General features: G+C 52.3%; 12 protein-coding genes. All 12 read right to left on the minus strand.

Annotated features, from left to right (window positions below):
- Nucleotides 1-19: 19 nt before the first annotated feature.
- Complete coding sequence (locus tag BN8_RS15525; protein ID WP_009282854.1) at nucleotides 20-1291, minus strand: alpha/beta hydrolase-fold protein; 1272 nt, start codon at nucleotides 1289-1291, stop codon at nucleotides 20-22.
- A gap of 106 nt (nucleotides 1292-1397) precedes the next feature.
- Nucleotides 1398-1700 (minus strand): hypothetical protein, encoded by a 303-nt coding sequence (locus tag BN8_RS15530; protein WP_040005851.1) that lies wholly within the window; start codon nucleotides 1698-1700, stop codon nucleotides 1398-1400.
- Between the two features lie 413 nt (nucleotides 1701-2113).
- On the minus strand, nucleotides 2114-2977 hold the full coding sequence (locus BN8_RS15535; RefSeq protein WP_009282855.1) for a hypothetical protein: 864 nt from the start codon (nucleotides 2975-2977) through the stop codon (nucleotides 2114-2116).
- 87 nt (nucleotides 2978-3064) lie between these two features.
- Nucleotides 3065-4423, minus strand: a complete 1359-nt coding sequence (locus BN8_RS15540; protein WP_040005852.1) for a DUF418 domain-containing protein — start codon at nucleotides 4421-4423, stop codon at nucleotides 3065-3067.
- A 105-nt stretch (nucleotides 4424-4528) separates the two neighbouring features.
- A complete protein-coding gene (locus BN8_RS15545; protein WP_009282857.1) occupies nucleotides 4529-5335 on the minus strand; it encodes a hypothetical protein in 807 nt (268 codons plus the stop codon).
- A gap of 62 nt (nucleotides 5336-5397) precedes the next feature.
- On the minus strand, nucleotides 5398-5547 hold the full coding sequence (locus tag BN8_RS33325; protein ID WP_009282858.1) for a hypothetical protein: 150 nt from the start codon (nucleotides 5545-5547) through the stop codon (nucleotides 5398-5400).
- A 931-nt stretch (nucleotides 5548-6478) separates the two neighbouring features.
- The gene (locus BN8_RS15555) at nucleotides 6479-7663 is read right to left on the minus strand and encodes an ATP-binding protein (protein ID WP_009282859.1); all 1185 of its coding nucleotides are present in this window, start codon (nucleotides 7661-7663) and stop codon (nucleotides 6479-6481) included.
- Nucleotides 7664-7667: 4 nt separating this feature from the next.
- Entirely contained in the window at nucleotides 7668-7916 is a 249-nt protein-coding gene (locus tag BN8_RS33330; protein ID WP_009282860.1) for a protein of unknown function DUF1080, read from the minus strand.
- Nucleotides 7892-8179, minus strand: coding sequence for a LamG domain-containing protein (locus BN8_RS15560; protein ID WP_009282861.1), 288 nt, complete (start codon nucleotides 8177-8179; stop codon nucleotides 7892-7894). The genes BN8_RS33330 and BN8_RS15560 overlap by 25 nt, the downstream gene beginning before the upstream one ends.
- 21 nt (nucleotides 8180-8200) lie before the next feature.
- Complete coding sequence (locus BN8_RS15565) at nucleotides 8201-9892, minus strand: right-handed parallel beta-helix repeat-containing protein (RefSeq protein ID WP_009282862.1); 1692 nt, start codon at nucleotides 9890-9892, stop codon at nucleotides 8201-8203.
- Between the two features lie 42 nt (nucleotides 9893-9934).
- A complete protein-coding gene (locus BN8_RS15570; protein WP_009282863.1) occupies nucleotides 9935-10747 on the minus strand; it encodes an alpha/beta hydrolase in 813 nt (270 codons plus the stop codon).
- Nucleotides 10748-11170: 423 nt separating this feature from the next.
- On the minus strand, nucleotides 11171-12649 hold the full coding sequence (locus BN8_RS15575) for a DUF1501 domain-containing protein (protein ID WP_009282865.1): 1479 nt from the start codon (nucleotides 12647-12649) through the stop codon (nucleotides 11171-11173).
- Nucleotides 12650-12651: the final 2 nt, after the last annotated feature.

Genomic DNA, 12651 nt, shown 5'->3' on the forward strand with positions numbered 1-12651 from the left:
AGAACACTATTGAGTGATTTTAAAGCTTATTTTTCGGCCTATTAGCCACGGGCACGGGGCTGGTTTTAGCCAGTAAATCGGTCAGCTTCTTTCGGGTTTCAGTAATTTCTTTTAAGGCAAGGGCTTTCTTAAAGTTGGCGATGGCGTTAGTCGTATCCTTTTGCGCCAGGTAATAATCGCCCATGCTGTCGTAGACGTTGGGACTTTGAGGGTAGTTTTTTAGGTTGGCCCTGAACAACGCTTCTGCCTTCGCCTGAAAAACTGGTCCGTTCTGGAGGTACGTATAGGCCCATTGGTTTACCAGCGACTCGGGCGGAAGCATGGCATAGCCCATCCATCGTGAGACTTCTTTGTAATGAGCCACAAATGCCGAATCGGTATTGAATGCCGGATTAAACAGCTCTTCCTGGCTGAACGGCATCTTATAGCGGCTAAACATGAACCGGATGGCGTCGTACTCCGTAATCAGCGGGACCGACAAATGGTCGTCGTCAGGGTAGAACTTACCGTCAGCCAGTAGGCCGTTTTGTTTGTTGGTCGTTAATGCATCCAACAGCGTCAGTAACTGGCGGATACTTTTTGTTCGGTCGGTCGTATCGGTGCGGGCCTGCTCCAGGCTCATCTCTGCCGGCTTAAGATTGGAGAAACCGAGGTAGAACGCCTGATTCGGGTAGGTTTTGCTGGCTAATGCTTGTTTCGTTTCGGCAAGCAGTTTACCGGCTTCCCACCAGATACTGGGATCAATGGCAATGTAGGCGTTGAAGAGCTTCGGACGGTGCAGCAGGGTATTGACCACCATAAGCCCACCCAGCGAATGGCCGATCAACAGGTTATAGGGCTGGGTTGGATAATGGGCCTCTATGTAGGGCATCAGCTCCGTTTCGATAAACGAGGTGAAAGCTTCCCCTCCGCCCGCCGTTGGCATAAACTTGCGAATGATCGTGTCGCTGGGTACGCCGGGGGTCAGGTCATGCATCCGGTCTGTATTGAGGATGCCGACTACAATCATTTCGGGACAAAGCGCATTACCCCGCGAACTCAAATAATCAATCATGCCCGCCACGGACGAAAAATGAGCGTCGCCATCGAGCAGATACACCACCGGATAGCGTTGTTTGGCGTAAACTCCGGTACTATAACTTTCGGGTAGGTGCACCCAGATCTTACGTTTTTCTCTCAGGATTTTGGATTGAAGACTATCGATGTGCCCAACCATAATCTGATTGGTCGTTTGGGCAGTTGTCAGTTGAGGCAGTAACGCCAATAGAATGATAAGAAAGTGCGTTTTCATTTTTTCGCGCAGTCAATAGTTTACTCACTTTGCGGGGCGGGCAAATCCGGCCGTTTCAAGTTATTTATGCAGCCCATATCTACCGTGGACAGTAGCCGACAATTAGTTAATCCGAAGGTGTTTCTTTTCCCTGCCCGAGCAGTGGTTCGCTCATATCGGAACTGCTTTGGTATGGACGCACGATAAGCCAGAGACCATCCTCCGACAACTCAATCTGCACTCCCCTGCCCGGGTTTTGCATCAGTCGCTGAGCCGCCAGCGACTGATACGGGAGCCTATAAACGTCGGGCTGGCGAGAACGGCTGCCCACGTGCTGAATGGGTTTTGATTGTGAACCTGGTTCCTGGCGGTCAGGACTGTGCTGCCGCCCCACGCTGGATTTGGCCGGTATCTCCGGGGAGGGGGGCATTGGACTAACGGAAGAGTTGTTATAACCAGTTGCCAGGAGGCAAAACGTGATCAGTAATAGCATCAGAAGGTTAAGGTAACGTTTCATGAGCTTTATGAATCAGCATTGTATGATGGTGGATATACTAAGCCAAACACCTGTCCCCTGAATCGGCTGATGCTGACTCGATCAAAGGTATTCTGTTCACGAAAGAAGGGGCTATCCCATTTAGGACAAAAGCTGTAAGATTTGAGACAGAACAGGCCGATGTAAACTGGCACTGGTGACCGAAAGGTACTGCCTGCACCCTCCGTACTCTCGACGGTCACTGTACCCCACGCTCTTTAGTAAAATTGGATGGAACTGGGCTGATTAGCTTCCTGAACTGTTCCCGACAGAGCCACACCATTTCGGCGTGGCTCTGGACTATGGGGCTACTTTCTAGCTGTTTCGGCCGGGTTTCTGACAGCGTATTCCAGCAGGTAATAAATTTCCTGCCGGCCCACGGTACGCATGGCCTCAAGCTCTTTGTAGTACTGCTTCATGTCTACGCCCGGCATCGTTTTTTTAAAAGCCGCTTCGCCCGAATTTCCGTAGGAAGTGAGCAGTGATTGCATGGTTGGGAAGGTGATGATCGAAGAGAAATCATACGCCTTTTCCGCCGACCAGGGCAACATCAGCCCGGAAAAGTTCCAGGTAACGCCGTCGCCACTGTTGATCCGCTCCTGCGAGTATGCCTTCTGCTTTTTGACCCGATTCATGTACTCGTCGTACTGCCCCTCTTTGGCCTTGTATGTAGTATTGAGCCAGACCGGGAATTTATCGGGCGTAGGCAGTACAGTGGCGGCCGCACTCGCGCTTTCCAGGTTCTCCCAGATTTCGGTTTTCACCACTTCCTTCACCTCGCCCATGCGCTTGTAGAGATCAGTGAGTTTGGTCTGGTAATCGGCCCCCATCACGGCAGTGAAGTATTTCTGCGGGTAACTGTTGTCAAAGTAAGCCGGATTGCTCATAACCTTGATTGTCACATAGTCGAACTCTTTGCCGGGGTTGGTGGTCATTTCAAGGGCAAGCATGTACCAGCCCAGGATGAACCCTTCGTTGGCCTGGGTCTGGTGGAGTTTCTTGAACTCATTTTCGACGGCGCGGGCCTCCGCGAAGGTGTGGCCAGGCTTGAGTTTGTGGTAGTACACCTCCGAATAGACTTTCGGCGGGGTGGTCTGGGCGTTGGCGGCAGCAGATAGTGACAGAGCCAGCATAAAAGCGGGCAGCAGGCGGAAAAGGAATTTGGGTTTCATTGGAAGTTGGGGTCCGGCGCACCGGGGTTTAAATTGTGATTGGAAATGAAAAGAGGATTGCGTTGCTTAATTATGGTTTCCGCGGTTTCAACTTGGAGAGACCGTTCGGCGCATGGGCTGCCGTTGCCAGTAGGTCAGGCTACGCCAAACCCATTCAAGCGGGCCGAAAGAGAAATGCCGCAGCCAGATCGGGCTGACAATCAGTTGCAGTACCCAGATAGCTGCCACTAAGAAGTAAAGCTGGTAGAACTGCCACTCGGCGTACTGATTCAGGCCGTAGCCGTAGAAAACCAGCGTACAAATGACCGTGTGCATCACGTAGTTGGTGAAAGCCATCTGGCCCACTGCCCCCAGCCGGTTCAGCAGCCCCTTCGCTGCGTTTGATTTGATTAGCAGAATGACTAAACTGGCATGGGCCATCACCAACAGAATGCGCTGGAAGGGGTAAATCAAGGCAGTCCAGATAACCGGATGCTGTTCCATGTACCGGACGAAGGCCTCCGTATCGGCGAGATGCCGACTGTAGCTGGCATAAAAGCTGAAGACTACCAGCGGCAAGCCTAGTCCGTAGCCCACCAGCATGGTTTGCCAGTAGCGCCGACGTGTCCATTGGCCCGTCACGAAACCCCATTTGTAGAGTGCCATGCCGAGTAACATCAGCGCGAGTGGGTCCCAGATGCCATAAATCAGGTATTTGGTTTGCGAATCCCATACCTCTTTTCGATGACACGAAGCCACCGTAAAGTAGTTGGGCGACTTCATCAGTCGGGTATGCTCGGCGACTTCGGCTTTGTTGGGCAAAAACGATTCTTGTACGGCCTGCCAGTCCTTGACGGTCTGCTCCTGAGCCGGAGTCAGTTTCTGCCCCTGTTGCTGCACCTTTTCAACGGCTAGGTAAGCCAGGCGTTTGTCGCGCATATCCTGATAAAAGGATACGTACATCACATTATCGAAAATGGCCACCAGCAGTACGCCCAGCGCCAGGTAGCCTGGTTTGATTTTCCGGAACCAGAAGGCAATCACACCGATGATGCCGTAGAAATACAGAATGTCGCCCATCCACAGCAGCACGTGCGAATCAATCAGGCCGAACAGCACTAGCCAGCCCATGCGCCGGAAAAACAAGCCGAACGCGGCCCGGTCGGCTTGTTCCTTTCGAGCTACAAACAGGATGATGCCAACGCCGAAAATCATGGAGAACAACGCCCGCATTTTGCCTTCAAAGAGCACCGTAATGACGGCACTGACCCAGAAATTGACGTTGGTGGGGTCGTTGCGGAAGGCATCCGAAAAACGGTCAGCCATGGAAAAGAAGGGAATGTTCATGAGCAGAATGCCCAGTAGGGCTACGCCCCGCAGCATGTCGATGGTCCGAATGCGTTCGGTTTGCGAAACGGGCCTCGCCGGAGCAACGGCAATAGGTTCGGTCGTTAGAAAAGGAGTCATACAAAAAGGTGATTGAAGGGGTGTTACTGGTTTCGTGTTTAAACAGATTGTGAATAAGTGCATTGGTACCTAGCCGAGGCTTCCTGCACTCCCAATTTTATCTATTTACAGATTCATGTCAGTCCCTGGTCCATAGCCATAAGCAGATGGATACGTGGTTGGTGTTGAGTAGGTCTCATTGTTGGACCGAGCACGCTTGATTTCAGATTCAAACTCTGACAGCCAGTGCAACAGCGCTTTAGGATTGGTCGGGCGGGGGTAAGCCGCGGCCCAGTATTGTACGGATGGCGGAACGATGGTCAGCAACGCATCAATTTCCGTTCTGACGAAGGCATCGGGAGCCAGTAATCGCCCGTCGAACCAGACAAAGCAGGGCTGCTTTGTTTGCCAGTTAGCTGCGCGGGGCAAAGGCAGCCCCTGGCTGATGGCCTCGTGGCGACCGTTTGGCGAGGGCAGTTGCAGCATCGGAATGGGTGCGCCTGGCATCAACTCTTCGAGTAAGAGCGTCTGGAGTTCGCCCGATGCCAGACGTACAGTGAAAGCAGTAACATGATGTACCCGATCATCGGTCCGGTCGGTGTAGACGAAATACCGTATCTGATCGGCCTGGTAGGTGTGCCAGGCGTTAGCCTGCTGAACCCGTAGCGTATGTGTGAGTAGCTGGTAGTTCAGAGGGCCCCGGAGCCGCACACCGGTAGTCAGTACCACCTCTCCCACGTGAGTGATAACCGGCAACCGGGTTCGTGTTGACAATGTACGTTCGACCGGGTGAACCTGATGACTGGCACAACCGAGCGGGCTCGACGGAAAATAGGTGTCAGTCCGGGTGGGTAGCACCTGCCCGTAGGTGGTCGCAGTTCCCAAAAGCAATAACAAAGCAAGCAATTGGCGGGAGTTGATCCTAATCTTCATGTGTTTAGAAAGGTTAACAAGTAATTAAGCAAAGGCAAGGCTGACGAGCAGATCCAACCGGTTTAGTTACGCAGAAGCCGGATGCGGTCTTCTCCAGAGCCGATGATACAGTTGCGGGTGACTTTGACGGTCTTGCAGCCGAAAGCGCTGCTATAGGTCAACCGGAACAGACGCAGTTCGCCAGTGAACGTACCGATGGCGTTAATGGTCACAGCCGGAATCGTGCAGTTTTACCGACCAACGTTGGTCCGAACCGGTCGCTCACGCTAGCCGAAACATTCCTGCCCAGCCGGAAAGTGGGTGATGGATAAGTTATTTCTAATCCCCATGCGTTAAGTGCGGTATTGAGGGCGTTTCAACTGACGAGTCTGTCGGCCAGGTTTTCTGGCTATCTCCTGGTGTCACTGCCCCTACCCAGGCCACTTTACAAATTTCATCCTTGGGATGGGGTTGTGGGGGTGCTAGCTGGCTGCAACTGAAAAGACTGCCCCAATTGACTATAATCAGCATTAGCCCGGTTTTTGCAAAGTGGATTTGGTTCGTTTTCATGGAAGAAAGGGAGATTGAGGTAGTAGACGAGAAAGACGAGTATAGCGCAGTAAGGGCTCAGAAAAGCCAAGAAGAACTGACCAATTTTAGCCCCTTAAGTTGTTAGTGGAATATCAGCGTCGTCGGCGAGGAGAGTAGTAACTGTTTGGCGATGAAGGTGGCTGCGATCAGAGATGGAGCGAAAGCATTGTTCGAAACGGGGGTGTACTGGTACGATTGCATGGTGGTCGTAGTTTTGTGGTAAGTGGCTGATTTTGAATAAATCAAAGGTAGACGCTGGCTCAAGGCACCACCTAGTTGATTTAGGCCAAAAGCTATAACGTTTGGGACACAACCCCCTTAATCGCTGAACGTGATCCAGATGACACCTTCATGTTACGAACTGACGCTTGTAGTATTTCCTCTAACTAAGTGAGTCTAAGAGTGGATTGTATCGATAAAATGGAGTGTTAAAAGCAGCACAGTAAGAAAAAGCCCTATGTATGGCCATGCTTAGGAATTTTTCCGCCATTACTGACTCTCAATATGATTTCGTCAGTACAGTGTGCTGTCAATAAGGGGGAATGTGTCAGTACAGTGAGCTCGCATATTTTATCAGAATACACTCAGCGGATCGGCTCGTAGAAAGTCAACCCACGGAATGCCGCTTTGCCCAACCAACACAACCTTATGCGGACGCACTTTGTGCTGAAACGTTACCATGCCGGGCGCACTCTGCCGACGGCCACTTTTCACTTCTAAACCGGCCACCTGATTGTTCCGCTGAAGGACAAAATCTACTTCGTCGTTGCCCTCCCGCCAGTAAAACAATTTTAGGTTGCTTAGCTGGGTGGCCCGGCTCAAATGAACCCCAATCGCTGTTTCTACCCAACGGCCCCATTCGACCGGATTGGCTCGGACCTGCTCGAAGGTATAGGGCGAGAAGATGCTGAATAAGGCGCTGTTCTGAACCTGCCACTTGGGAATTGAACCCCGCTGTCGGGCCTTGTCAACGGCATATTTCTCCAGACTGCTCAACAGGCCGGCTGAATCTAATAATTGGGCATAGTGGGATAAGGTCGTTGTATTGCCTGCATCCTGAAGTTGGCCCAGCAGTTTAGTGTAGGACAGAATCTGGCCCGAGTAGCTACAGCCTAACTCAAATAACTGCCTCAGCAGGGCGGGTTTATCCACTCGTGTCATCATCAGGATATCTTTGGAGACCGTCGTTTCGACCAGACTGTTCAAGACATAATCCCGCCAGCGGTCCGGCTCATGAATTAAGGAAGCCGCCCCTGGGTATCCCCCAAACCAAACAAACTCATCTGCCGTCAGGCCGAAAGCCGCTTCCATCTCAACCAAACTCCAATGGGTCAAGGGCAGTAGCTCAAAACGACCTGCCAGCGACTCACTCAAGCCCCTCTGGAGTAACAGGCGAGCCGATCCCAGCAAGATCACTTTGAGCGGAATTTGATTAAATGTGTCCTGATCCCACTCGGCCTTGACCTGCTCGGCCCAGTTGTCAATTTTCTGTATTTCGTCAATGATCAGCAGCCCTTGTTGATCACCGCTATTACGGAGTTGGAAGCGGGCCGCTTCCCATTGCTGGGCAATCCAAGCGGCATTGGCTGCGCTGACGGCATCGGCCGAAACATACTGTGCGGGGAAGGGAAGCTGTGGGATGAGCTGGCGCACTAAGGTTGTTTTCCCCACCTGTCGAGGCCCCATCAGCACTTGCATAAACCGGCGCGGCTCGTCCATCCGGCCACGGAGTAGGGATAGCTCTTTTCGCTGAAACATAACTTTACTCAATGTGTTGAGTAAAGTTAGTAGAAATAGTGAGCAAACAAAAGCTGTCTCTATTACCCAATTGCTGCTCGGAGAGACGTGCTGCTTTTAACACTACTTTTTGGGTGGCTGGCTGAAGCCCAAACAAAGCCCCACACTGCCAGCTTGCGGGCGAATTGGCCCATTTCGGATCGAAATTGTCCGCAATTTGAATCTCCAGCGAATACGGCATCCAGTTTTTCAGATCGCTGGCATATACAAACACGCCACTGTTGGTCGCTTTTTCATTTTAAAGTCCAGCTCCAGCACAAAGTTCTCGTACTGTTGCTTTGTCCAGAGCTGTTCGTCGGCCGATGCCGTCAAGATGCCATCTTCAAAACGCCAGACTTTTTTTTCGTCCAGCGCATTGGATAAGTCGGCTTTGAGGAGCGGGGTGGCTCGCTTAGGCAAGTTGGGCTGTGCAAGAGTAGATAGAGTCAGGGCAAGAGCCAGGAGCTGCACACTAACGAAAATCAGGTTCTTTTTCATCGATTTTATGTAGTTCAGGATTTAATGCGTCATTGTGGTTTGTTGCACGCGTTGCAGGGTGCCCCCTCGATTGTTTGTCAGTGTAAGGTCAGTGTCTTCCCCCTGAAGAATGGTCGTGTTACCGCCTTTGAAGATATTGCCTTCGATCAGCAGATCGCTGCCATGTGGGAACAATTCAATGACCCCTTTCGCTTCGGGACCCGTTACAAACACATTGTCTCGCAGGATCACCGGCCCGTAGCGACCATTGGGCTCATACGTCGTAAAATACATTTCCGAATAGCTCTCCCAATCGCCCGTTTTGAATGAGCGCCGACCGCGCCAGGGGTCACGTTCGCATTTGGTCGTGTTATTAATAAAAATATTCCCCTGAATAATCAGGTTTTTAGGCTGGTTGATCCAGCTCCCCCGGCCACCGCCCCGGAACGTATTGCCGATCACGGTCACGTCCTCGTTGGATCGTTCGATACTAATGACCCGTGACCCATTGGTCCCATCGACCGTATTACCGGTGATAGTCGAATTTTTGCAGTATTCGGCCAGAAAGAATGCCCCCATTCTGGCCCCCAGGATTTGATTATTGGCAAATAGATTATTCTGGCTGCTGTGAATATGCATCGCATCACCCAAAGCCGAGATTTTACACCCTTGAACGCGGGTATTCCGGCAACCCATTAAATCGATGCACCCTTTGCCGGGGCCTGCGCCCACGGGCGCGTACAGGTAAGCGTAGGCTTCGTGCAGGTTGTAGATCAGCGAGATACGCTCTTCCACATTCTGATCGAAGCGGATTGGTTTACCGCCCGGCTGACCGCTGATTTTCAGATAGTCCGGGCCAGACTCGACCACAAAGTACTGTTTCCCACGGACCAGATTACCCGGCAGATTTTTCCCGAAGAAACAAAGAGCCTGTTGGGGCGCATCGGACGAACTAACCGGAATCGTACGAGTCTGATTGTTGAGGAATACTTTATCCTGACCCGCTTTTAGTTGAACGCCCTCCCGAATCAGATCATTGCGGAAATACCGGCGGGCCATCGCCTGATCGGCCGCCGTGTACATCTCCGGGAAAACGATGATTTGCCACAACATACCGTAATCCCACATGAACTTCCCGGTATTGAGAAACGTGCAGTTCTCAACGGTAACGTTTGTGGCGAAATTGAGCACCTCCCGGTGTTGCGAATCTTTATGAACGCCCAGCACCGTGACCACGGCTCCCGCTATTTTTTCGGAGCTGATGTCCCGAAACAGCAATTGGTCTGTGCGTCCCTGCGGAGACGTCCGAATGACAAACACACGGGTGTTGACGTTAGGCTCCCAGGTGTTAGGCGGACTGCGATGGTCAAAACAATAGCCCTGAAAATACCCACCAAACCACGAAAAGTGCTCAACATCGGTGCCCGAGAACAGCACAATCCGGGCTTTGTCGCCAAGCTGTTTGGGTAAATAAAACTGGGCTCCATAGGCCATCACGACAGTGTTGGAAGGAATCTGGATGGAATCGACCCCGCTTAGGTAATACGTGCCCGCCGGTATGGTGACGGTGCCGCCCTTTGCTTTTTTTACGTCCGCAAAGAGTCGCTTAAAGGCCGGGGTATCGTCGGTTTTTCCATCCCCGTTGGGTTTGTAAGTACTCAGGGTAAAGGACTGCGCCAGGGCCGTCACAATGGCCATCTGAAAGCATATAACCAGAAAAAGTGATTTCTGCATAAGGTTAACTTAGGACAAGGTGACTTTATCAGCCAATGTAAGCTATGGCCTTTTAAGCGTACGCTCAAAAAAATCGAGCAGGACAGGCAATGACTTCCTGACCATCATAAAATCATGATTTTCATCCCATTCAACATACTGATGTGGAATCCTCAGTTGCTGAAGGCGACGATGAAAGTGGTGGTTCATGGTATGATCAAACGCCTTTTTCCCGGCAATCAGCAGTATTTGTTTACCAGCCAGCTTTTCAGCTCTATTCAGGCAATTCACCCCAGCCCAAGCCGTCGTATCCATCCCGAAAACCGCCGAAACCGGATAGTTTTTAGCCTTTGGTAAACGTGGGTTGGGGAAATCTACCAAACCAATGGTTGTGGCCACGGCACTCACCTGATGCGGATACGTTTCGGCAAAATGCATAGCCCCAAATCCCCCCATGCTCCACCCAGCTATTCCTGTTTGCTTACCCGAACGATAGACCGGATAGGTTTGGCGAATATGGGCCAGCAATTCCACGAGCATGGATTGATACTGACTGGTTGGGTTAGTTCGACTATCCAGATACCACCCACGTTCGCCATTCGGAAACACGACGGCTATCTTTCGATTAATCAGGTTTCGCCGACACGCTTCATCGGAAATAATCGTCTGATACGTACGTCCATCGCCGTGAAGGATAAATAATACCGGAAAACTGTCTTGCGGCACAGCGTTAAGGCTGGGTAGATAGATGGCATAAGGCACTTCACGGCCCAACGCATGACAATAAAACTGATGCTCCTCAATGGACGGAGGTTTGCGTCTCGCTTGCTCAACATGGGCTGCCGCCACAGGCCACTTACCGGCTCCCCAAGCCACCTCATCGGAAATGAACAGAGCCAGTTATTCGGATTATAATGGGTTGGATTGAATCGTTTGTAAAGGGTATCGTATTCGGAAGCCGGGATACTACCGTGTGGGTTCAGGGAGCTTTTGCGGGCATGAGAATGTGACTCGGGCGTACCGAGCCCAGCCGATGGCCCCCAATGAACAAACAAACCAACCCGTCTGGCGCCAGGCAGCATACGCTTTTTGCGGATCTCTGGGCGCTGCTGACTGCGCCAGCAACTGCCCGGTGAATAGAAGGCAGAATGCAATAAGGTAGCGCTTTCTCATGGTTACGGTGCTATTTTTGGAGAAAGGCGATATTCTCTCCGATACTTAAACCCGAGTCAATTTAATAGGGGGTGGATACTGGGCATTCCACTATTGCTCGTGTTGCGGAGTCGAGAAAAGTGCCGTTTACGTCAGAATCCCCTTCACCACTTTCCCCGACACATCCGTCAGCCGAAACCGCCTGCCCTGCACTTTGTAGGTCAGTTGCTCGTGGTCAACACCCAGCAGATGCAGCAGCGTCGCCTGAAAGTCGTGGACGTGGACAGGGTCACGGACAATGTTGTAGCTAAAATCGTCGGTTTGCCCGTAGGTGAAGCCCGCCTTGACACCCGCACCCGCCATCCACATCGTAAAGCAGCGCGGATGGTGGTCGCGGCCGTAGTTGGTGGTCGTCAGTGTTCCCTGGGAATACACTGTCCGGCCAAATTCGCCCCCCCAGACCACCAGCGTATCGTCCAAAAGTCCCCGGCGTTTCAGATCAACGATGAGCGCAGCCGACGCCTGATCTACCTGCTGGCACTGATTCTTCATTCCTTTGGGCAATGACCCGTGATGGTCCCACCCCTGGTGATAGAGCTGCACAAAGCGAACGTCTTTTTCCAGCAGCTTCCGAGCCAACAGGCAATTGGCCGCAAACGAGCCTTTGTCCCGGCTGTCAGGGCCATATAGGTCAAACACCTCGTCGGGTTCACCACGCGTATCCATCACCTCGGGCACCGATGTCTGCATCCGGTACGCCATTTCGTACTGCGAAATCCGGGCGCTGACTTCCGGGTCGCCCCAGCTTTCATTCTGAAGCTGATTCAGTTGTGTCAGATAATCCAGCATGGCCTTGCGGTCGGCACCATCGTAGCCGTCGGGGTTGTTCAGAAACAGGACCGGGTCTTTGCCCGACCGAAACTGAACGCCTTGATACTCCGACGGCAAAAAGCCATTGCCCCAAAGCCGGGCGTAAAGCGGTTGATCTTTAGCCGCATTTTTCGACACCAGCACAATGAACGCGGGTAGGTTCTGATTCTCGGAGCCCAGCCCGTAACTCACCCACGAGCCGATGGACGGGCGACCGGGCAACTGATGCCCCGTCTGAAAAAACGTGATGGCCGGGTCGTGGTTAATTTGCTCAGTATACAGCGATTTGACGATACAAAGCTCATCGACCACCTGCGCCGTGTAGGGCAACAACTCACTCACCCAGGTTTTACTCTTACCGTGCTGCGCGAACCGGTACAGCGAAGGCGCAATGGGCAGAGCCGCCTGATTGGCACTCATACCCGTCAGACGCTGCCCCTGCCGAACCGAATCGGGCAGGCCTTTGCCTAGCATGGCCATCAGTTTCGGTTTATAATCAAAGGTTTCGAACTGCGATGGTCCACCCGCCATGAACAGGTAAACCACCCGTTTGGCGCGGGGGGCAATCCGTTCTCGAACACGTTCCAGAAGCTTTTCGGGAGCGGCAGTTGCCGAGGTTCCCAGCAAACTGCTCAGGGCCAGCGCCCCCAGTCCCGAGGCTGTCCGCAGGAGAAAATTACGTCGGTCAAGCCCATTGTTCAGTGCTTCCAGATCCGGGATTTGGGGCCGTCCGGGTTCGTCGTGATGCGGTGTCATGG

Source organism: Fibrisoma limi BUZ 3 (assembly GCF_000296815.2).
Taxonomy (GTDB): domain Bacteria; phylum Bacteroidota; class Bacteroidia; order Cytophagales; family Spirosomataceae; genus Fibrisoma; species Fibrisoma limi.